The following is a 21,445-nucleotide window of genomic DNA, read 5'->3' on the forward strand; positions in this document are numbered from 1 at the left end:
TTATTCCTTAAGCTCCAGGGATAAGGCCTGTCATTTTCAGTAACGAAAATGTAACGTTCGGCACCGCTGATATAACAAGAAATTTGGAGCTCTTGAATGTTTGCTTTTTTCCGACCTGCCGCACACCAGGCTCCCCTGCCTGAAGAAAAAATAGACAGCACCTATCGACGACTGCGCTGGCAGATTTTCGCCGGTATCTTTTTTGGTTACGCCGGTTACTACCTGCTGCGTAAAAACTTCTCGCTGGCCATGCCTTACCTGATTGACGAGGGTTATACCCGGGGTCAACTGGGCGTGGCGATGTCGGCGATAGCCATTGCCTACGGCCTGTCCAAGTTCCTGATGGGACTGGTGTCCGACCGCTCTAATCCACGCTTCTTTTTGCCTTTTGGCTTGATGATTTCAGCTGGGGTCATGTTCATTTTCGGTTTCGCACCTTGGGCAACGTCCAGCGTGACCATGATGTTCATTTTGCTGTTTATCAACGGCTGGGCTCAGGGCATGGGCTGGCCGCCCAGTGGCCGGACCATGGTTCACTGGTGGTCGCAGAAAGAACGCGGCGGTGTGGTGTCTGTGTGGAACGTGGCCCACAACGTGGGCGGCGGCCTGATCGGCCCGCTGTTTTTGCTGGGCATGGCCTGGTTCAACGACTGGCACGCCGCTTTCTATGTACCCGCCACCGTTGCCCTGTTAGTGGCACTGTTTGCGTTTATTGCCATGCGCGATACGCCGCAGTCAGTCGGCTTGCCGCCGATTGAAGAGTACAAAAATGATTATCCGGCGGGTTACGACGCCAGCCACGAAGACGAGTTCAGTGCCAAAGAGATCTTCGTCAAATACGTGCTGCGCAACAAAATGCTCTGGTATATCGCCATGGCCAACGTGTTCGTTTACCTGCTGCGCTATGGCGTACTGGACTGGGCGCCAACCTATCTGAAGGAAGCCAAGCACTTCACGGTGGACACCACCTCGTGGGCGTACTTCTTCTACGAGTGGGCAGGGATTCCGGGCACGCTGCTGTGCGGCTGGATGTCGGACAAGATCTTTCGCGGCAATCGCGGCCTGACCGGCATCGTGTTCATGTCGCTGGTGACTGTTGCGACACTGGTTTACTGGCTCAACCCGCCGGGCAACCCGACCATCGACATGATCGCGCTGTTTTCTATCGGCTTCCTGATTTATGGGCCGGTGATGCTGATCGGCTTGCAGGCTCTGGAACTGGCACCCAAGAAAGCTGCAGGGACTGCCGCAGGCTTTACCGGGTTGTTCGGCTACCTGGGCGGTTCGGTCGCGGCCAGCGCGGCAATGGGCTACCTGGTTGACCACTTCGGTTGGGATGGCGGCTTTGTGCTGCTGATCAGCGCATGCCTGTTGGCCATCGCGTTCATGATCCCGACCCTGCGCCACAAAAATGTGGCCAGTGAAGAACGTGCGGTTACTGCTCCCGCCTAAGGCGTGATCGGCACACAGCGCTTGAGCCGCGCCTCCAGATTTCGATCTGGCATGGCGTGGCTGCGCAGGGCGCTTACGGTCTGCTCGACATAATCGCGAGTCGTACCGTAGCGTCCGCTGGCGTTGGCCAGTACCTGGCTCAACACGCCATCCGGCAAGTTGCCCGCATAGCTGGGTAGATGTCGCTCCAGCACAAACCCCAAAGCCTGCACCTGACTGCCGTCTTCGAGTCGGCACGTCAGCCAGTGCGGTCGATACGAGGGCACTGGCATTTCACGCAGCCACAGGGCGTAGAGCGAAGCGTCGAGGTTGTCTTCCGGCAAGCGATAAGCGAAGCCACTGCACGAACCACCACGGTCCAGGCCAAAGACCAGGCCCGGCCACTGAGGTGTGCCGCGATGCTCGTGAGACCACAAATACAGCCCGCGATGGTAGCCATGAACCCGGCCACGCACGCGTTCGACCGCCGTGCACTCTGGACGCCAGATCAGCGAACCATATGCAAATAGCCAGACCGGCCCGCCTTGATGACGCGCCATGGTGCTGTGCATGGAGTTGAGCAATTGTTCTGGCGTCAGCGGCGCACCGAGATCAAGTCGCGGCGGATAAGCCAGATTCAGGCAAGAAGATTCACTGATATTTATCGCTGGTGGCATTGGGTCCTACAGGCATTACATGCAGTAAACAAAATAACGACATTAATCTTATAGCACCAAATGCCATATGGCCTGCTCGGCAAGACGTATGACCGGGCGACTTCATGATTGCAACTACACTAGAATTCGTTTTGTTCAGGGGATGTTCAAGTCATCCCTTTATAGTTGCTGGCCGCAGGCGCACGCCCAATGAGGTAGGTAGATGAGAAAACTTGGGATTTGCTTCCTGGCGATACTGGCGTATGCCACTTCCGCACTGGCACAAGATGACGCACAGCAAAAAAAAGAGGGGTTTTGGTATCTGCAAACCAGTGTCTATACCCGGCACTTTTCGCCAGACCCTGAGCACAACAACAATCAGGATCTAATCGGTATTGAGCGCCATGACGCTTCAGGCTGGTTAGTTGGCGGGGCAACCTTTCGCAACTCATTTCGCCAGCGTTCGTATTACGCCTATGCGGGCAAGCGCTTTGATAGCGACACCTACCCTGTGTATTTGAAGCTCACAGGCGGCCTGCTGGAAGGCTATCACGGCGAATATCAGGACAAGATCCCGCTTAACCGCTTTGGCGTAGCGCCGGTGATCATTCCTTCGGTCGGCGCCTACTATGGCCCGGCAGCCGTCGAGCTGGTGCTGCTGGGCTTCAATGCCGCAATGATCACCACCGGTTTACGTTTTTGAGGCAAAACCTGTGGGAACGGCGGTGCGACGATTCAACCTGCCGCGATGCAGACGGCACGGTCTACCTGCATGACCGCCGTGATGCCATCGCGATCAAGCCCGCTCCCACACATTCAAGGCCGCGGGCAGTAGGCAAAGACGTCGGCGCGCATCTGGTGCGCGTCCATGCCGGCTGCCACCAGGGCGTCGAGGGTGCCGTAGATCATCGCCGGTGAACCGCTGGCATAGACATGCACACTGGCCAGATCGCTGATGTCTTCGCACACGGCTTCATGCAGCATGCCGCACCGACCTTCCCACCCGCACAGATCACTCACCACTTTGTGCAGGAACAGGTTGGGGATTTTCTCCCATTGCTCCCACTCTTCCAGGGTGTAGAAATCTTCAGGACGACGTACACCCCAGTACAAGTGCACCGGGTGCTTGAACCCTTTTGCGCGGCAATGCTCGATCAAACTGTGCATTTGCGCCATGCCGGTACCCGCAGCGATCAGCACCAGCGGGCCGTCCGGCAATTCGGACAAATGCGTGTCACCGAACGGCAGCTCGAGACGGACCATCTTGTTGCGCTGCAGTTGTTCGATCAGGCGCCGGGCGCTGTCCTCGCGAACCAGCACATGCAACTCAAGGTCGCGCCCCGAGTGCGGGGCGCTGGCCAGTGAAAATGCCGACTTGTCGCCATTTTCACGCTCCAGCATCACGTATTGCCCGGCGTGATAACGCGGCGGCTTGCCTGCAGGCGCACGCAAGCGCACCCGCCACACATCGCCACCCATATCGACACATTCGGTCAACTGACACGCCAGGCTACGCACCGGTAACTCTCCCAACGCAAGCACGCCATCCCACAACACCACACAGTCTTCAAGCGGGGCCGCCAGGCAGGTATAAAACTCGCCATGATCGCGCACGTCACCCGCTTGCTCCACCTGGCCCTCAACCAGCAAGGCCGCACACACGTGGCAATTACCATTGCGACAGCTCTGCGGGCATTCATAGCCCAGACGTTGCGCCGCATCCAGAATTCGCTCGCCAGGCAAGGTTTCCAGCACCGCACCTGAAGGCTGCAAGGTTACACGCATCAATCTATTCCTAATTGATTCCAGATGTCATCGATCCGGCGAGTGACCGCCTCATCCTTGACGATGACACGGCCCCATTCGCGGGTGGTTTCACCTGGCCATTTGTTGGTTGCATCCAGCCCCATCTTCGAACCCAGGCCGGAAACCGGCGAGGCAAAGTCGAGGTAATCGATGGGCGTGTTATCGATCATCACCGTATCGCGCTTGGGATCCATGCGCGTGGTGATGGCCCAGATCACGTCGTTCCAGTCGCGGGCATTGATGTCGTCGTCGGTGACGATAACGAATTTGGTGTACATGAACTGGCGCAAAAACGACCACACACCCAGCATTACGCGCTTGGCGTGCCCCGGATACTGCTTTTTGATGGTCACGATGGCCATGCGATACGAGCAGCCTTCGGGTGGCAGGTAGAAGTCGGTAATTTCCGGAAACTGCTTTTGCAAGATCGGCACAAACACTTCATTCAGCGCCACGCCCAAAATCGCCGGCTCATCCGGTGGTCGGCCGGTGTAGGTGCTGTGGTAGATCGGCTTGACCCGGTGGGTGATGCGCTCGACGGTAAATACCGGGAAGCTGTCGACTTCGTTGTAGTAACCGGTGTGGTCACCGTACGGGCCTTCGGGGGCCATCTCGCCAGGGTGGATCACGCCTTCAAGAATGATTTCAGCCGTGGCCGGCACTTGCAGGTCATTACCCCGACATTTCACCAGCTCGGTGCGATTGCCACGCAGCAAGCCCGCGAAGGCGTATTCGGAAAGGCTGTCCGGCACGGGGGTGACGGCGCCGAGAATGGTCGCAGGATCTGCACCCAGGGCCACGGAAACCGGGAATGGCTGGCCGGGGTGTTTTTCGCACCAGTCACGGTAGTCCAGCGCGCCGCCACGGTGGCTCAACCAGCGCATGATGACCTTGTTGCGACCAATCACTTGCTGGCGATAAATGCCCAGGTTCTGACGTTCCTTGTTCGGACCTTTGGTCACGGTCAGGCCCCAGGTAATCAGGGGCGCAACATCGCCCGGCCAGCAGTGCTGGACCGGCAACTGACCGAGGTCGACGTCATCACCTTCAACGACCACTTCCTGGCACACCGCGTCCTTGACGACTTTCGGGGCCATGGCAATGATCTTGCGGAAGATCGGCAATTTGGACCACGCGTCTTTCAGACCTTTAGGCGGCTCGGGTTCTTTAAGGAACGCCAGCAGCTTGCCGATTTCACGTAATTCACTGACCGCTTCGGCGCCCATGCCCAAGGCCACGCGCTCCGGCGTACCAAACAGGTTGCCGAGCACAGGGATGTCGTAACCCACCGGGTTTTCGAACAGCAAAGCCGGACCTTTGGCGCGCAAAGTGCGATCGCAAATTTCTGTCATTTCCAGCTTGGGAGACACTGGAACCTGGATGCGCTTGAGTTCGCCGCGCTTTTCCAGGCCGCTGATAAAGTCGCGTAAGTCGCGATACTGCATGCTTGAGCCTCGTAGTGGCCGTGGCGTTGGGAGACAGAGTGTAGCGCCCAAGCCGTCTGTTCAGAAGGGAGAGCTGCCCGGATCAAAAAAGCTCAGACAGCAAAAAGCCGGGTTTCCCCGGCTTTTGCTTGCCTGCGACGACTTACTTGCGCTTCATCGACAGGAAGAACTCATCGTTGGTCTTGGTCTGTTTCAGCTTGTCGATCAAGAACTCGATAGCTGCGACTTCGTCCATCGGGTGCAACAGCTTGCGCAAAATCCACATGCGTTGCAGCTCGTCGTCCGCGGTCAGCAACTCTTCGCGGCGAGTGCCGGAACGGTTGATGTTGATCGCAGGGAAGACGCGCTTTTCAGCGATCTTGCGGTCCAGAGGCAGCTCCATGTTGCCGGTGCCTTTGAACTCTTCGTAGATCACTTCATCCATCTTCGAGCCGGTTTCAACCAGCGCGGTAGCGATGATGGTCAGCGAGCCACCTTCTTCGATGTTTCGCGCAGCACCGAAGAAACGCTTTGGCTTCTCAAGGGCGTGAGCATCGACACCACCGGTCAATACCTTGCCGGAGCTCGGGATCACGGTGTTGTAGGCACGGGCCAGACGGGTGATGGAGTCGAGCAGGATCACCACGTCTTTCTTGTGTTCGACCAGGCGCTTGGCCTTCTCGATCACCATTTCAGCAACCTGCACGTGGCGGGTTGGTGGCTCGTCGAAGGTGGAGGCAACCACTTCGCCGCGCACGGTACGCTGCATTTCGGTTACTTCTTCCGGGCGCTCATCGATCAACAGAACGATCAAGTGCACTTCAGGGTTGTTACGCGAAATGTTCGACGCGATGTTCTGCAGCATGATGGTCTTGCCCGCTTTTGGCGGAGCAACGATCAGACCGCGCTGACCTTTACCGATCGGTGCACACAGGTCGATGACACGACCGGTCAGATCTTCGGTGGAACCGTTACCGATTTCCATCTTCATGCGTACGGTCGGGAACAGCGGGGTCAAGTTCTCGAAGAGAATCTTGTTTTTCGCGTTCTCTGGACGATCGTAGTTGATCGTGTCGACTTTCAGCAGTGCGAAGTACCGCTCGCCTTCTTTTGGCGGACGGATTTTACCGACGATGGTGTCGCCAGTGCGCAAGTTGAAGCGTCGAATCTGGCTTGGCGAGACGTAGATATCGTCTGGGCCGGCCAGGTAAGAGGCATCAGCGGAACGCAGGAAGCCGAAGCCGTCCTGGAGAATCTCCAGCACGCCATCACCGGAGATTTCCTCGCCGCTTTTCGCGTGCTTTTTGAGCAGGGAGAAAATCACGTCCTGCTTGCGCGAACGGGCCATATTTTCTATGCCCATCTGTTCGGCCAATTCGAGCAGTTCGGTAATCGGCTTTTGCTTGAGTTCAGTCAGGTTCATATAGGAATGACGTAATCATTTATGGAGGGGGAAATTAAGCTTTTGGCTTAATGAGGCCGCGCCGCAGAGAAGGCGACAGGATCGCGTACTAATTCGATAAGGAGTGCGTCGGCGACGGCTTGCAGGGGGCAGTGGAGAAACCAGTGCGGGGCCGAATGTACCACTTGAGTTTCATAGCGTCTAGTCCTTGAGCCATGAAAAAGCCCCGCATTTAGCGGGGCCTTTATCGACGCTTAGATGTTGGCGTCGAGGAATGCAGCCAACTGCGACTTCGACAGCGCACCGACCTTGGTGGCTTCGACGTTGCCGTTCTTGAACAGCATCAACGTAGGAATACCACGTACGCCGTGCTTGGCCGGGGTTTCCTGGTTTTCATCAATGTTCAGCTTGGCAACAGTCAGCTTGCCTTTGTAAGTCTCTGCGATCTCGTCCAGAACCGGCGCGATCATTTTGCAAGGGCCACACCATTCAGCCCAGTAGTCGACCAGTACAGCGCCTTCAGCCTTGAGAACATCGGCCTCAAAGCTAGCGTCGGTGACGTGTTTAATAAGATCGCTGCTCATGGAAGTCTCCGTGGTTGTAAGCAAAAACGTAGCACATCATAGCCGTCATCACCGCGTTCAGGAAGGTGAGGGATGATTGACTCTTACTATAGTGGTGCATGAGTGCGGATATCGCCCGCTTCACGAGCCGGCAGGGGTGACGAACACTATCCCGGTTCGTGACGCAGCCTGGCGAATGTGCTCGCCCATGGCTTTATGCGCGGGGCCACTGGCGTGGCGGGCCAGTGCCCGGAGTATTTTGCGATGTTCCTGCCAGGTTTCCATCGCCCGCTCACGGCGGATGAACGGCAACTTCTGGCTTTCGAGAAAAATATCGGCGCGGGTAATCAAAATATTGGCCATTGCCTGATTGCCACTGGCGCGCAGAATCAGTTGATGAAACTCGAAGTCCAGTTGCGCGGCCCGCTCAAAATCCTCGGCGCGCAATTCATGACGCATTGCCTCGACATTGTCTTGCAGCACGTCCAGTTCATCACGGGTCAACCGCACCGCCGCCAGCCCGGCGGCAAAGCCTTCCAGCGCGTAACGCAGCTGGAAAATATCCTGCGCGCAGGCCTGCGCCGCAAAGGGCCAGTCCGCCGCCGGCGTCACGACCGCGGGCTCATCTGCCGCCTGGACATACACACCTTTGCCCGGCTGCACGCTGATCACGCCCAGTGCGCTGAGTGAGGACAACGCCTCGCGCAACGATGCCCGGCTGACACCCAGTTGCACGGCCAGCTCGCGTTGAGACGGCAAGGCATCGCCCGGTACAAAACCGTTCTCGACGATCAATTTACGAATGGCCAGCAATGCCACTTCGGGTACGGCCCGTGCGCTTGAATTCATCACAAATCGGCTTGATCGGCTCAGGAAAGCCGTAGTTGTAAAGCTATTGCCAACGCTCGGCAAGTCACGCCCCAAGCCGGTTCAAGCCTTGGAACGAACGCTCGATCGAGGTGCAAAAAACCCGACCACTGTTCAGACCAGTCCGACCACCACAAGCCTTCTTTCATCAGCTTCGCAGGCCATAAATCCCCTGTTGGCATGGCCTGTGCTCTGTCCAAAACAGACACCACCGCCCGCCCGTTCCCGGAGAGTTGCCATGACCCAGCGCTACAGCGCCCTGATTTGCGCCTTGTTCGCCAGCCTGATGCTGAGCCAGGCCCCGGCTCACGCCAATGACCTTGAGGATGTAATTGCACGCGGCACGCTCAAGGTCGCAGTCCCTCAGGATTTTCCGCCCTTCGGCTCGGTGGGCCCTGACATGAAGCCTCGGGGGCTGGACATCGACACCGCCAAACTGCTGGCCGACCAGCTCAAGGTCAAGCTTGAGCTGCCCCCCGTCAACAGCACCAATCGCGTGCCTTACCTGACGACCGGCAAAGTCGACGTGGTGATTTCCAGCCTCGGTAAAAACCCGGATCGCGAAAAAGTCATCGACTTCTCAAACGCTTACGCGCCGTTCTACCTGGGCGTGTTTGGACCGCCAGACGTTCAAATCAAAACCCTGGACGACCTCAAGGGTAAAACCATCAGCGTCACCCGGGGTGCGATCGAAGACATCGAACTGACCAACGTGGCTCCTGCCGGCGTCACGATCAAGCGCTTCGAAGACAACAACTCAACCATCGCCGCTTACCTGGCGGGCCAGGTGGACTTGATCGCCAGTGGCAACGTGGTGATGGTCACCATCAGCGAGCGCAACCCCAAGCGTCTCCCGGCGATGAAGCTCAAACTCAAGGATTCGCCGGTCTACGTGGGCGTCAACAAGGGCCAGCCCGAGTTGCTGGACAAAGTGAACCAGATTCTCGCCACGGCCAAGGCTGACGGCAGCCTGGAGAAAAACGCGCTGCAATGGCTCAAAGAGCCGCTGCCCGCTGACCTCTGATAGCTTGCGACGAGGTCAATCATGGCTTATCAGTTCGACTTTTTACCGGTGCTGCAAAACAGCGACCTGTTAGTGCGTGGCGCCCTGTTCACGCTTGAGCTGACCGCTATCGGCACAGTGCTCGGGGTCAGCCTGGGGATTGTCGGCGCTGTGGTCCGGGCGTGGAATATTCGACCTTTCGCTGCGCTGTTCGGGCTGTATGTCGAGTTGATCCGCAACACGCCGTTTCTGGTGCAGCTGTTTTTTATCTTCTTTGGCCTGCCAGGCCTGGGTGTGCACATCAGCGAATGGCAGGCCGCGGTGCTGGCGATGGTGATCAACCTGGGCGCCTATTCCACGGAAATAATTCGTGCGGGCATTCAGGCCATCCCCAAAGGCCAGCTGGAAGCGGCATCGGCCCTGGCCATGAGCCGGTTCGAGACGTTTCGTTATGTGGTGCTGCAACCGGCGCTGGCCAAGGTTTGGCCCGCCTTGAGCAGCCAGATCATCATCGTGATGCTCGGGTCGGCGGTCTGCTCGCAAATCGCCACCGAAGAGCTGAGCTTTTTTGCCAATTTCATTCAGTCGCGCAACTTCCGGGCGTTTGAAACCTATGCCCTGACGACCCTGATCTACCTGTGCATGGCCTTGCTGATCCGCCAGTTGCTGAACGGGTTCGGCCGCCGTTACCTGAGCAGGAGCCGCTGATGGACTTCACCTTCTGGGACATCGTGCGTAATTTGCTGATGGGTTTGCAGTGGACAGCCGCCCTGTCACTTGTGGCGTTTATCGGCGGCGGCCTGATCGGTTTGCTGGTGCTGCTGATGCGCATCTCCAAAAGCCGCTTCGCCCGCACTCTGGCACGCTGCTATATAGAGCTGTTCCAAGGCACGCCCTTGCTGATGCAACTGTTCCTGATCTTCTTTGGCGTGGCCTTGCTGGGCATCGATATTTCGCCGTGGATGGCCGCCGCGCTGGCCCTGACGCTGTTCACCAGCGCCTACCTGGCCGAGATCTGGCGTGGCTGTGTCGAGTCGATTGCCCACGGCCAGTGGGAGGCCTCGGCAAGCCTGGCCATGAGCCCGCTTGAGCAGTTGCGCCATGTGATCCTGCCGCAAGCCTTGCGGGTTGCCATCGCGCCCACTGTGGGGTTTTCAGTGCAGGTCATCAAAGGCACTGCCGTGACCTCCATCATCGGTTTCACCGAACTGACCAAGACCGGCAGCATGCTGGCCAACGCGACCTTTGAGCCCTTTATGGTCTATGGCCTGGTGGCGCTCGGTTACTTCCTCCTGTGCTACCCCTTGTCGCTCAGTGCGCGCCATCTGGAAAGGAAACTGCATGCCTCTGCTTAGAGTTACCGCCCTGCATAAATATTACGGCGACCACCATGTGCTCAAAGGCATCGACCTGACCGTCGAGCAGGGCCAGGTTGTCGCGATCATCGGTCGCAGCGGCTCGGGCAAGAGCACCCTGCTCAGAACCCTGAACGGGCTGGAGTCCATTAACGACGGGGTCATTGAAGTCGATGACGAATACCTGGACGCCGCCCGCGCCGACTTGCGCAGCCTGCGCCAGAAGGTCGGCATGGTGTTTCAGCAGTTCAATCTGTTCCCGCACCTTAGCGTGGGCGAAAACGTCATGCTCGCCCCGCAAGTGGTGCAAAAAGTCCCCAAAGCCAAGGCCGCAGCCTTAGCGCGGGAAATGCTGGAGCGGGTGGGCCTGGGCGACAAGTTCGACGCGTTCCCCGAGCGTCTGTCGGGCGGGCAGCAGCAGCGTGTGGCGATTGCCCGGGCGCTGGCCATGTCACCCAAGGTGCTGCTGTGTGACGAAATCACCTCGGCCCTCGACCCGGAGCTGGTCAACGAGGTGCTCAGCGTGGTGCGCCAGCTGGCCCGCGAAGGCATGACGCTGATCATGGTCACCCACGAAATGCGTTTTGCCCGTGAGGTGGGCGACAAGCTGGTATTCATGCACCAGGGCAAGGTGCATGAAGTGGGCGATCCAAAAGAGCTGTTCGCCAATCCAAAAACCCCGGAACTGGCGAATTTTATCGGGACGGTGGAGGTGAACGGTTAACCCATCCCTCCGGTGGGAGCGGGCTTGCTCGCGATAAAGGCGACGCGGTGAGTCAGATACACCGTGTTGATAGCATCGCGAGCAAGCCCGCCCCCACAGAAAAACCGACCTGACACGGCACTTAAATCGCACACAAAAAAACGAATTATCCCGGAAGAGCTAACGTCATTGCTTTCGTGCTTCATATCAATGCATCTGACATCACGCGTTGGCGCGAGCCTTTGATCGTGGCACGATGTTCAGGTTATCGACCGAGACCCCTCAACCATGCCCCAATCCCAAGCCAAGAATCCGTCCCTGATCGCCGCCATCGATCTGGGTTCTAACAGCTTTCACATGGTGGTGGCCAAGGCCCAGAATGGCGAAATCCGCATTCTTGAACGTCTTGGTGAAAAGGTGCAGTTAGCTGCCGGCATCGACGAAGAACGCAAACTCACCGAAGAATCCATGCAACGCGGGCTCGATTGCCTCAAGCGTTTTGCCCAGCTGATCAACGGCATGCCGTTGGGCGCTGTGCGCATTGTGGGGACTAACGCATTGCGCGAGGCGCGTAACCGCAACGAATTTATCGTGCGCGCCGAAGAGATCCTGGGGCACACCGTCGAAGTTATTTCCGGTCGCGAAGAAGCGCGCCTTATCTATCTTGGCGTCTCCCACACCCTCGCCGACACGCCGGGCAAGCGCCTGGTGGCCGACATTGGCGGCGGCAGTACCGAATTCATTATTGGCCAGCGCTTTGAACCGCTGCTGCGCGAAAGCCTGCAGATGGGCTGCGTCAGCTTCACCCAGCGTTATTTCCGCGACGGCAAGATAACCCCGGCTCGCTATGCCCAGGCCTACACGGCTGCGCGTCTCGAAATCATGAGCATTGAGCACGCCCTGCACCGCTTGACCTGGGATGAAGCGATCGGCTCCTCAGGCACCATTCGGGCCATCGGCCTGGCCCTCAAGGCGGGCGGTCATGGCAATGGCGAGGTGAATGCCGAAGGCTTGTCCTGGCTCAAGCGCAAGCTGTTCAAGCTGGGTGAAGTGGACAAGATCGACTTTGAAGGCATCAAGCCCGACCGCCGAACCATTTTCCCTGCCGGGCTGGCGATTCTTGAAGCCGTGTTCGACGCTCTTGAACTGCAACGCATGGACCACTGTGACGGCGCACTGCGTGAAGGCGTGCTGTACGACCTGCTGGGCCGTCATCACCACGAAGACGTGCGTGAGCGTACCCTCAGCTCGCTGATGGACCGCTATCACGTCGACCGCGAGCAAGCCGCCAGGGTTGAACGCAAAGCCCTGCGCGCCTTTGATCAAGTCGCCAAGTCGTGGGACCTCAAAGACGGTGTCTGGCGTGAACTGCTGGGCTGGGCGGCAAAGGTGCATGAAGTCGGGCTGGACATTGCCCACTATCACTACCACAAGCACGGCGCCTATCTGATCGAACACTCCGACCTTGCCGGCTTCTCACGTGAAGACCAGCTAATGCTCGCGCTGCTGGTGCGCGGTCATCGTCGAAATATTCCAAAAGACAAGTTCGCCGAATTTGGCGAGGACGGCATCAAGCTGATTCGCCTGTGCGTGCTGCTGCGTTTTGCGATCCTGTTCTACCACATCCGTGGCAACCAGGAAGCTTCGCAGGTCAAGCTGCGCGCCGAGGGCGATCACCTTGAGGTGATCTTCCCCGAGGGCTGGCTTGAGCAAAACCCCCTGACCCAGGCCGACTTCGAACAAGAAGCTCAATGGCTGACCCGGGTCGGGATTGTGCTGACGGTGTCCTGACCCGACACCATTCAAACCAACTGTAGGAGCGGTCTTGCCCGCTCCTACAGGGATTACAGCGTTATACCGAAGGCCCGGTGCTCACCGTCAATACGGGCAGGCTCAAACGCTCCAGCAAGGTTGCCTGGGCGCTGCGCGGGTTCTGGTTACCGGTTGGCGTGTTACGGATGTAACGGCCGTCCGATTGCAGACTCCAGCTGTGGGTGTTGTCGGTCAGGTAGCACTCCAGCTCTTTCTTGACCCGCAAAATCAGCTTTTTACCCTCGACCGGGAAGCACGTCTCGACGCGTTTATCGAGGTTGCGCTCCATCCAGTCGGCACTGGACAGGAACATCTGCTCTTCGCCGCCGTTGAGGAAGTAGAACACACGCGTGTGCTCCAGGAAGCGGCCGATGATCGAGCGCACGTGGATGTTGTGCGAGACACCCGGAATGCCCGGACGCAGGCAGCACATCCCACGCACAATCAGATCGATTCGCACACCAGCCTGGCTGGCTTTGTACAGCGCCCGAATGATTTTCGGGTCGGTCAGCGAGTTGAACTTGGCGATGATATGCGCCGGTTTGCCTTCAACCGCGAACTGGGTCTCGCGGGCAATCATGTCGAGCATGCCCTTCTTCAACGTGAATGGCGCATGCAGCAGTTTTTTCATGCGCAACGTCTTGCCCATGCCGATCAGCTGGCTGAACAGCTTGCCTACGTCTTCACACAGCGCGTCGTCCGAGGTCAACAGGCTGTAATCGGTGTAGAGCTTGGCGTTGCCGGCGTGATAGTTGCCGGTACCCAAGTGCGCGTAACGCACGATCTCCCCTGCCTCACGGCGCAGAATCAGCATCATCTTGGCGTGGGTCTTGAAGCCGACCACACCGTAGATCACCACCGCACCGGCCGCTTGCAGACGGCTGGCCAGTTGCAGGTTGGACTCTTCGTCAAAACGCGCACGCAGCTCGATCACCGCGGTCACTTCTTTACCGTTACGCGCGGCATCGACCAGCGCATCCACGATTTCAGAGTTGGCACCGCTGCGGTACAGGGTTTGGCGCACGGCCAGTACATGGGGGTCTTTGGCCGCCTGGCGCAGCAAATCCACGACCGGGGTAAACGATTCAAACGGGTGCAGCAGCAAAATATCCTGCTTGCTGACCACGCTGAAAATATTCTCGCTGTTCTGCAGCAGCTTCGGGATGGCCGGGGTAAACGGCGTGTATTGCAGCTCAGGGTGGCTATCGAGCCCCGTGATACTGAACAGACGCGTGAGGTTCACCGGGCCATTGACCTGATACAACTCGGTTTCATGCAGGCTGAACTGCTTGAGCAGGTAGTCGGACAAATGCTTGGGGCAGGTGTCGGCGACTTCCAGGCGTACGGCATCGCCGTAACGACGAGAGAACAACTCGCCACGCAGGGCACGGGCCAGGTCTTCTACATCTTCGGTATCGACCGCCAGATCGGCGTTACGGGTCAGGCGGAACTGGTAGCAGCCTTTTACCTTCATGCCCTGAAACAGGTCATCGGCGTGGGCGTGGATCATCGACGACAGGAACACGTAGTTGTCCCCTGCGCCGCCTACCTCTTCAGGCAACCTGATCACACGAGGCAACAGGCGCGGTGCCGGGATAATCGCCAGGCCCGAATCACGACCGAAGGCATCGATGCCTTCAAGCTCGACGATAAAGTTCAGGCTCTTGTTCACCAGAAGCGGGAACGGGTGCGTTGGGTCCAGGCCAATCGGGGTGATGATCGGCGCGATTTCGTCGCGGAAGAACTTGCGTACCCACGCCTTGATCTTGGTGTTCCAGTGCCGGCGACGAATAAAGCGCACCTGATGCTTTTCAAGTTCGGGCAGCAGGATGTCGTTGAGGATCGCGTATTGGCGATCCACATGGCCATGCACCAGCTCACTGATGCGGGCCAGCGCCTGATGCGGCTGTAAACCATCAGCACCGGCCTGTTCACGGGCGAAGGTGATTTGCTTCTTCAGGCCCGCGACACGAATCTCAAAAAACTCATCCAGGTTGCTGGAGAAAATCAGCAGGAACTTCAACCGCTCAAGCAGCGGGTAGGACTCATCCAGCGCTTGTTCCAGCACGCGAATGTTGAACTGCAATTGCGACAGCTCACGATGGATATACAGGCTGCTGTCATCAAGGCCAGGAACGGCAATCGCCGGATGCACCGCCGCATGCGTCTCGGCCACGGCAGGCGCAGGGGCTTGAGGTTCAGGCGGGGTTTCAGAGACTGGCTCAGCAATCGGCTGAGCTTCAGTGGCAACGATTTCAGCAAGTCCTTCGGTATTCATTGAATGATCCTGTAAGAGCGGGTTTGACTCTCGTAACAGTTAAGCGACACCAGCAGTCAAGTTGTCAGAATGCCATCAACGCCAGCGGGTTTAAACCGCTCCAAGGCGCTTTATGCGGGCCTGAGCCTGGTTAGAGGGCGATTTATTGAAATTGTTTCCAGAGGCACCGGCATGCGGGAGCGGGCTTGCTCGCGATGGCATCACCCGTGCTTGCCTGCCAGGCCGCATAGCCCCCATCGCAGGCAAGCCAGTCCTCACAGGTTTGAGGCAATAATCACCTCGCGCATGGTTATAGCGCCTTGCCATGAACACTAGATGACAACGCTAATGATGTAGGTCAAATACACATGATTTGTAGGATTTGTTAACGCTAAGTCACATTTCGATACTTTCCCGAACGTCCCTTAAGGCGTAGGCTGCGCGTTCATTTCGCCAGCATCCAGACAATGCTCCAACAATTTCTTCAAGAATTCGGCTACTTCGCCCTGTTTCTAGGGACGTTCTTTGAAGGTGAGACCATTTTGGTTCTCGCAGGCTTCTTGGCGTTCCGCGGATACATGGACCTCAAACTGGTCATGATCGTGGCGTTCCTCGGCAGTTATGCCGGTGATCAGCTGTGGTACTTCCTGGGGCGCAAGCACGGCCGCAAACTGTTGGCGCGCAAACCGCGCTGGCAACTTATGGGCGACAAGGCTCTGGAGCACATTCGCAGGCACCCGGACATCTGGGTCTTGAGTTTTCGCTTCGTCTACGGCCTGCGCACCGTCATGCCTGTGGCAATTGGTCTGTCGGGATACCCTCCTGGCCGCTACCTGCTGCTCAACGGGATTGGCGCGGCCATCTGGGCCATCGCCCTGGCCACCGCCGCCTACCACTTTGGCGCCGTGCTCGAAGGCTTGCTGGGCAACGTCAAGAAGTATGAGCTGTGGGTGCTTGGTGCCCTGCTGCTGATCGGCCTGTGCCTGTGGGCCCGACGCCGCTTCAAGAATGCGCGCCTGGCCAAACAGACTGCACTTGAAGAAAAGAACAAGACCAGCGTTGAGGTCAGCAACCCGCCAGCTGAGTGATGCGGTTTCGGCACATGTACAGCCCCATCACGCTCAACACGGTGTAACTGAACAGGCCGACCCAGCCCAATGCGCTGGCCGGCCACAGCCCCGCCCAAGGGGCCAGCCAGACCAGCGGCACATTAAGCGCCAGGCGCAACCACTCAAGCTTCAGCGCCCAGGGCCGATTCTCCAGCCCGGCACCCAGCACGAACAATCCCAACGCCATAGCGCCCCATCCCAGCATCAATGCCGGGGTTGGCAATGTCTCGCCCACGTTCAGCAAGTAACTGCCCAGCGCCACATAAACCGCGAATTGCACCGCGATATACAGCTGCTGACGCAATGGTAACGCGATCTCGAACTTTTCGAACTGGCTTAAATCCGGTTTACCCATCGGGTATTTCATCGCCACATCCGCCGGGCGCCAGCCCGTGGGCATGAACCAGATTCGCAGCTTGTCCCGCCAGCGTTGGGTACGTCGTGCATCGGCCAGTAACTGGCCATAAAACTGCCAGTTTGCCCACAGTGGGTTCCAGCTTTTCAGCGGTGTAGTCACGCCATAAATAACCGGCTCTGCGTCGTCCTCTTCCTGGAAGGTGCCAAACAATCGGTCCCAGAGAATGAACACCCCCCCGTAATTACGATCCATGTAGAGAGCATTCTGCCCATGGTGAGCCCGATGATTGGAAGGCGTCACAAAGAACCACTCGAACCACCCCAGTTTGGGTACATGCCGGGTATGGACCCAGAATTGATAGAGCAGGTTAAGCGTCGCCACAGTGGCAAACACCAGCAGCGGCACGCCCAGCACTGCCATCGGCAGGTAAAAGACCCAGCCGAACACAAACCCGGTACTGGTTTGGCGCAGGGCGGTGGACAAGTTGTAGTCTTCACTCTGGTGGTGCACCGAGTGTGCGGCCCACAGCACATTGCGCTCATGCCCGAGACGATGGTGCCAGTAGTAACAAAAGTCGTAGAACACGAAAGCAAACAACCAGACCCACAGGCTGTCTTCCGGCAGTTGCAGCAGTGCCAGATACTTCAGCGCCAGCGCATAAGTGATCAGCCCTACGCCTTTGGTCAGCAAACCGGTGGTGGTCGACAGCACGCCGGCGCTCAGGCTGCTGATGGTGTCTGCCAGGCGATAAGTACGCATCCCGCGCCAGCGGTCGGCCAGCAGCTCGACAGCAATCAGCACAAAGAAAAACGGAACTGCATACAGAATCAGCTTCATGGCACACCCCGACCGACGATCCATCAAGCGTAGGCGGACTTAGTGCGAAACCCTATGGCATCAAGCGCCAAATCAGGCGACATTAACGCCATGAACAAGGAGACCGACATGACCACAAAAAAAGTTGCCGTCATTCTTTCGGGTTGCGGCGTCTATGACGGCGCCGAGATCCATGAAAGCGTGATCACCCTGCTGCGCCTCGACCAGCGCGGCGCCAAAGTGCAGTGCTTTGCACCCGACATTGCGCAACTGCACGTCATCAACCACCTGACCGGCGAACAAATGCCCGAGACGCGCAATGTGCTGGTGGAATCAGCACGCATTGCCCGAGGTGAGATCAAGGATGTTCGTGAAGCCAGGGTCGAAGATTTTGACGCCCTGATCGTACCGGGCGGGTTTGGCGCAGCCAAAAACCTGTCCAGCTTTGCCACTCAAGGCGCCGCGTGCACGGTCCAGGCTGACGTTCTGCGCGTGGCCGAGGCCTTTGCCGAAGCAGGCAAACCCATTGGCCTGATGTGTATTTCCCCCGCCATCGCCGCCAAGATTTATGGCCCTGGCGTGATCTGCACCATCGGTACGGACGCCGATACCGCTGCGGCAGTCACCAAGATGGGAGGCTCCCACGAAGAGTGCGAGGTATCGGAAATTGTCGAAGACAAGGCCCGCAAACTGGTGAGCACACCGGCCTACATGCTTGCCACATCCATCAGCGAAGCAGCGTCCGGCATCAACAAGATGGTTGATCGGGTGCTGGAACTCACTCAAAAGAACTGATCAGCCCCGCGCCAGCCGCGTCAGGATGCGGTCAAGAGCATTGGCGAACGCCTGTTTTTCGCGTTCGCCATAGGCGCCTTGCCCGCCACTGACCTGACCTTGCTCACGCAGATCGGTAAATAGATTGCGCACCGCCAACCGCTCCCCCATGTTCTGCGGATCAAACTCCTTGCCCCGCGGGTCCAGCGCCGCCACGCCCTTTTTCACCAGCCGGTCGGCCAGAGGCACATCACTGCAAATCACCAGCTCACCGGGCACCGCGTGCTCCACCAAGTAGTCATCCGCCGCATCCGGGCCGCTGGGCACCACAATCAGTTTGACCAGCGCGTAGGTCGGCTTGATCTGGCTCTGCCCCGCCACCAGCACCACCTCGAACTGACGCTTGAGGGCGAACTTGATGACCTGATCCTTCGCCGCCTTGGGGCAAGCGTCTGCGTCGATCCAGACACGCATGGGGGTAACTCCTGAAAAATGGGCCAAGGCTATCACCTGCAAGCCAATCAGAATGGAGTACTGGCTCAGCCCTTGATCCTGTAGCCTCCACCTTTAGCGCCTTCATGCAATGCAGACTGAATACGCTCATACAATGCATTGGCTTCTAACGTAGTAATGGAACGCGAACAGTCCCGCAATACCACCCGCAACAAAACGTTTTCTTGCCCGGGTAAGAGCCCAAGCCGTTCAATCGCCTGCACAGGCAATTCATCCATGGCCCAGCGCCCTTTGACTTGCATTTCTTCAACCCAGGCCGAGCGATCACCTGTAGCAAGCAACATCTTTTCGGTCAGCACCTCTTCACTCAAGCCCGGCGCCACTGCAAGGGAGATATCACGCGTGATGCAAGGCAACCGCGAAACGGCCTGCCAGGGTTGCAAATCATGCATCTGGGCCTGAACGCGCTCATCAGGATCCCGTAACAAGCGAATATCGGGTATGCCCTTGCGTAACATGGTCAGGCGATCCAAGCCCATGCCCAATGCCAGACCACCATGCCTGGCAGGATCAATACCCAGTCTTTGCAAAAGCGAGGGTGCAATACACCCACACTCAAGCACTTCGACCGGTTGCTCCTGCGAGATCAGGTTTACCTCGATTCCGCCTTCGGTGTAGTGGTGCGGACTGTCACTGTATACCCACGCCATGTTGGGTACCGCGCACTCAAGGATGTCACCCACCAGTCTCAGCAAATGCGTACGGGTTGAGAGTGCTGGATCGCCGAGCAGCCAGATATCCATCTGATGTGGCTCAGCACAGTGCCATCTGTCGCGGCTATCGCGCCTGAATGTAATACCGGGAGCCGCCAACAGGATGATTTCCCCTGCTTTGCGGTCCTGCGCGACACGTTGCAAAGCCCGTGGGATTTGACTGGTTGTCTGAGTACGCAACAGCGAATGCTCATCCACCCAGCGCGTATGCTCACTGCCTAACGTGACCTCTGCAGGGTCATAGCCAAGCAAACCATAGTTCTCTTGCGCCGAAACAATTCGCGGGCCTCTCAGGATCTGGCCAGCAGGCCAACCACGGCTCACCAGGCCCTCAAGTACCTCACTTAACAAAAGCCCGATGGCATGCGCTGGATTGTCCACTTCTGTGAGATCGCTAAGATCAAGAGCATTGCTGACCGAAAGTGCACCAATATACTTTTTTGACGAAAGCATAACGACTCCTCGCCTGGATCACGGCAAATACCAATAAGTATTAAACAGAGTGCAAAATCTAGATCAGAAACGCTTTAACTCACAACAGAGAAACAATAAAACCCTGAAAACAAGCCAAATATCAGACAATGCCTACATAAAATTCCTACACTAATATCCGAACTTGCTAAATGAGATTAATACAATAGAGAAACAATATAAAAACACATGAAACGTCACTTCAACCTGCCAATCATTAGCCCTAACATAGCAACCTCCTGACACGCTCAGGCATCCAACATACATTTCTTATACTGCACAGCGAGGATAAATAATGACTAACTCAACGCTACCAAAACCAAAATTAAACCGAACCACATCCGACCCGGACAACTTCGGATGGGCTCCACTTGCCTGGGCTTTCCAACCAGATTGAGTGGGTAATATAGACATGTGAGCGCCAAAACAAAGCAGACATATAAATTGGCGCCCACTTCCCATTAGAGGGTATGCCTGTGCCTGCCAATCACTTCCCTTTCAACTTAAAAGACGTGTGCATCGTCTCCGACAATAATGATTTTCTCCAAAGGTGTATTGCTCAAGGCTTTAATGCACAATCACTCAATAACATAGCGTTTCTTCCAGCACAAAGTATCGTCTTTGCCTTTTGCAATGAAGCCGCCAGGCACACATTCAAAATTGCTAAGCAGACCCCTGCCAGAAAAAGTATTTTTTGTGCGGTCCACGTTTTTGAGTCGTCCGTCAGAAGTGCACTCTATGGGCTGGATCTTATCCTGAAGAGTGACTTTGACGATGCACTCCAAAAACAGCGGCTTGTCTTGACGCAGCTTGATACCTACAGGGAGTTCAGTTTGGACGGGAGCAATTCCAAGGCTCGCGTCACTATTTCAGAGCAGGCCATCCCATACGCCATGATCGAAGAAGACATAAACAATGACTTTGTACACTCAATAGCTGAATTTTTTGAAGTGCACTATGCCCACATGAATTCACATGCACCTTGCCCCTTCCAGTTTAACGGGCACCTGACAATCTCCGGCATTCTCACCGTGCTTAGAAAGTCTTCCACATCAACGGACATCGCATTAAAGATAGCCCTTGAACATCTCACCCGTGATGTTGCACACCACACTGCACTCTTGACGGTGGAAAACAACATCCTCACTTCATTCCGGGTCAACGATACAGAACACAAAGAATTACTAAACTGTGCGGCAGGCGCGCGAGGGTTAAAGCTCACAGAGTTTGCAGTAGGGGTGAATAATGCTATCGCACCGTTTATTGATTATCGTATCAACTCTCAAATGAACGAAGGCATTAGCGGAGTGCATGTTGCATTAGGTGATGGCTCGTCGGGGTATCACATCGATTTTCTAAGCCCTGGTGTGGTGTTCACTCCCACACCAGGGTAATCAAGCACAATAGCGCAA

At 57.0% G+C, this 21,445-nt stretch carries 20 protein-coding genes; 10 read left to right on the top strand and 10 right to left on the bottom strand.

The window, feature by feature from the left end:
- The first annotated feature begins 96 nt into the window (after positions 1-96).
- Positions 97-1,452: a glycerol-3-phosphate transporter gene (glpT, locus tag KO536_RS17980; RefSeq protein WP_133079082.1), complete on the top strand. Its 1,356-nt coding sequence runs from the start codon at positions 97-99 to the stop codon at positions 1,450-1,452.
- On the opposite strand, the gene KO536_RS17985 is transcribed toward glpT, so the two are convergent.
- Entirely contained in the window at positions 1,449-2,108 is a 660-nt protein-coding gene (locus KO536_RS17985) for a gamma-glutamylcyclotransferase (RefSeq protein WP_257622990.1), read from the bottom strand. The genes glpT and KO536_RS17985 overlap by 4 nt on opposite strands.
- A gap of 202 nt (positions 2,109-2,310) precedes the next feature.
- Here KO536_RS17985 and KO536_RS17990 point away from each other — a divergent pair, with 202 nt between their 5' ends.
- On the top strand, positions 2,311-2,790 hold the full coding sequence (locus KO536_RS17990; RefSeq protein WP_219262582.1) for a sn-glycerol-3-phosphate transporter: 480 nt from the start codon (positions 2,311-2,313) through the stop codon (positions 2,788-2,790).
- Positions 2,791-2,903: 113 nt separating this feature from the next.
- On the opposite strand, the gene KO536_RS17995 is transcribed toward KO536_RS17990, so the two are convergent.
- The 5 genes from KO536_RS17995 to KO536_RS18015 form a co-directional block, all read right to left on the bottom strand.
- Positions 2,904-3,872 (bottom strand): CDP-6-deoxy-delta-3,4-glucoseen reductase, encoded by a 969-nt coding sequence (locus tag KO536_RS17995; RefSeq protein ID WP_133079083.1) that lies wholly within the window; start codon positions 3,870-3,872, stop codon positions 2,904-2,906.
- Positions 3,872-5,338, bottom strand: a complete 1,467-nt coding sequence (gene ubiD / locus KO536_RS18000) for a 4-hydroxy-3-polyprenylbenzoate decarboxylase (protein ID WP_133079084.1) — start codon at positions 5,336-5,338, stop codon at positions 3,872-3,874. The genes KO536_RS17995 and ubiD overlap by 1 nt, the downstream gene beginning before the upstream one ends.
- Before the next feature lie 142 nt (positions 5,339-5,480).
- On the bottom strand, positions 5,481-6,740 hold the full coding sequence (gene rho / locus KO536_RS18005; RefSeq protein WP_003438291.1) for a transcription termination factor Rho: 1,260 nt from the start codon (positions 6,738-6,740) through the stop codon (positions 5,481-5,483).
- Positions 6,741-6,973: 233 nt separating this feature from the next.
- The gene (trxA, locus tag KO536_RS18010) at positions 6,974-7,303 is read right to left on the bottom strand and encodes a thioredoxin TrxA (protein ID WP_016783018.1); all 330 of its coding nucleotides are present in this window, start codon (positions 7,301-7,303) and stop codon (positions 6,974-6,976) included.
- Between the two features lie 120 nt (positions 7,304-7,423).
- The gene (locus KO536_RS18015; protein WP_219262583.1) at positions 7,424-8,131 is read right to left on the bottom strand and encodes a FadR/GntR family transcriptional regulator; all 708 of its coding nucleotides are present in this window, start codon (positions 8,129-8,131) and stop codon (positions 7,424-7,426) included.
- A 256-nt stretch (positions 8,132-8,387) separates the two neighbouring features.
- Between KO536_RS18015 and KO536_RS18020 the strand changes: the two genes are divergently transcribed.
- The 5 genes from KO536_RS18020 (at position 8,388) to ppx (ending at position 13,001) form a co-directional block, all read left to right on the top strand.
- Entirely contained in the window at positions 8,388-9,173 is a 786-nt protein-coding gene (locus tag KO536_RS18020; RefSeq protein WP_219262584.1) for a transporter substrate-binding domain-containing protein, read from the top strand.
- Between the two features lie 21 nt (positions 9,174-9,194).
- Positions 9,195-9,860: an amino acid ABC transporter permease gene (locus KO536_RS18025; RefSeq protein WP_133079087.1), complete on the top strand. Its 666-nt coding sequence runs from the start codon at positions 9,195-9,197 to the stop codon at positions 9,858-9,860.
- Positions 9,857-10,507 (top strand): amino acid ABC transporter permease, encoded by a 651-nt coding sequence (locus tag KO536_RS18030; protein WP_219262605.1) that lies wholly within the window; start codon positions 9,857-9,859, stop codon positions 10,505-10,507. Before KO536_RS18025 ends, KO536_RS18030 begins: the two co-directional genes overlap by 4 nt.
- Positions 10,494-11,231 carry an amino acid ABC transporter ATP-binding protein gene (locus KO536_RS18035; RefSeq protein WP_219262585.1) on the top strand — a complete coding sequence of 246 codons (738 nt, stop codon included), beginning with the start codon at positions 10,494-10,496 and terminating at the stop codon, positions 11,229-11,231. The genes KO536_RS18030 and KO536_RS18035 overlap by 14 nt, the downstream gene beginning before the upstream one ends.
- Before the next feature lie 267 nt (positions 11,232-11,498).
- Entirely contained in the window at positions 11,499-13,001 is a 1,503-nt protein-coding gene (gene ppx / locus KO536_RS18040) for an exopolyphosphatase (protein ID WP_133079090.1), read from the top strand.
- Positions 13,002-13,062: 61 nt separating this feature from the next.
- Here ppx and ppk1 read toward each other — a convergent pair whose 3' ends face one another.
- Positions 13,063-15,300: a polyphosphate kinase 1 gene (gene ppk1 / locus KO536_RS18045; RefSeq protein ID WP_133079091.1), complete on the bottom strand. Its 2,238-nt coding sequence runs from the start codon at positions 15,298-15,300 to the stop codon at positions 13,063-13,065.
- Between the two features lie 446 nt (positions 15,301-15,746).
- Between ppk1 and KO536_RS18050 the strand changes: the two genes are divergently transcribed.
- Positions 15,747-16,367: a DedA family protein gene (locus tag KO536_RS18050; RefSeq protein WP_133079092.1), complete on the top strand. Its 621-nt coding sequence runs from the start codon at positions 15,747-15,749 to the stop codon at positions 16,365-16,367.
- On the opposite strand, the gene KO536_RS18055 is transcribed toward KO536_RS18050, so the two are convergent.
- Positions 16,345-17,583 carry a sterol desaturase family protein gene (locus KO536_RS18055; RefSeq protein ID WP_133079093.1) on the bottom strand — a complete coding sequence of 413 codons (1,239 nt, stop codon included), beginning with the start codon at positions 17,581-17,583 and terminating at the stop codon, positions 16,345-16,347. The genes KO536_RS18050 and KO536_RS18055 overlap by 23 nt on opposite strands.
- A gap of 108 nt (positions 17,584-17,691) precedes the next feature.
- Between KO536_RS18055 and elbB the strand changes: the two genes are divergently transcribed.
- Complete coding sequence (gene elbB / locus KO536_RS18060; protein WP_133079094.1) at positions 17,692-18,357, top strand: isoprenoid biosynthesis glyoxalase ElbB; 666 nt, start codon at positions 17,692-17,694, stop codon at positions 18,355-18,357.
- Here elbB and KO536_RS18065 read toward each other — a convergent pair whose 3' ends face one another.
- Together KO536_RS18065 and KO536_RS18070 are read right to left on the bottom strand one after the other, a co-directional pair.
- Positions 18,358-18,810 (bottom strand): YaiI/YqxD family protein, encoded by a 453-nt coding sequence (locus tag KO536_RS18065; RefSeq protein WP_019824452.1) that lies wholly within the window; start codon positions 18,808-18,810, stop codon positions 18,358-18,360. It abuts the gene before it with no gap.
- A gap of 65 nt (positions 18,811-18,875) precedes the next feature.
- Complete coding sequence (locus KO536_RS18070) at positions 18,876-20,015, bottom strand: hypothetical protein (protein ID WP_219262586.1); 1,140 nt, start codon at positions 20,013-20,015, stop codon at positions 18,876-18,878.
- A gap of 494 nt (positions 20,016-20,509) precedes the next feature.
- On the opposite strand from KO536_RS18070, the gene KO536_RS18075 reads away from it, so the two are divergent.
- Positions 20,510-21,427, top strand: a complete 918-nt coding sequence (locus KO536_RS18075; RefSeq protein WP_307876327.1) for a hypothetical protein — start codon at positions 20,510-20,512, stop codon at positions 21,425-21,427.
- Positions 21,428-21,445: the final 18 nt, after the last annotated feature.

It is taken from the genome of Pseudomonas sp. NKUCC02_KPG (genome assembly GCF_019345465.1).
Classification (GTDB): domain Bacteria; phylum Pseudomonadota; class Gammaproteobacteria; order Pseudomonadales; family Pseudomonadaceae; genus Aquipseudomonas.